Consider the following 332-nt stretch of genomic DNA (forward strand, 5'->3'; position numbering starts at 1 on the left):
TGGCGCATCGAGCAGGTCTTCCGCGCGCTGAAGTCCGACGGCCTCGGCCTCGACGACAGCCAGCTCGCCGACGCCGAGCGGATGTTCAATCTCGCCGCCATGGCGCTCGCCGCGGCGGTCCGAACCATCCAGCTCGTCGACGCCCGCGACGGCAGTCCGCGACCGGCCGCCGACGTGCTCGACCCGGCCCTCGCGGTCGGGCTCGAGCGGCTCTCCGCATCCCTCGAAGGCAACACGGCGCGCCAGAAAAATCCGCATCCGCCCGGATCGCTCGCCTTCGTGGCCTGGGTCGCCGCCCGCCTCGGCGGCTGGAACTGCTACTACAAGCCGCC

1 pseudogene is annotated in these 332 nt (G+C 72.3%); it reads left to right on the top strand.

Annotation, left to right across the window (positions count from 1 at the left end):
• Positions 1-332, top strand: a pseudogene (locus A33M_RS20470) (IS4-like element ISSysp3 family transposase); the annotation flags it as partial.

The sequence above is a fragment of the Rhodovulum sp. PH10 genome (assembly GCF_000293785.1).
In the GTDB taxonomy this organism is placed as follows: Bacteria; Pseudomonadota; Alphaproteobacteria; order Rhizobiales; family Xanthobacteraceae; genus Rhodoplanes.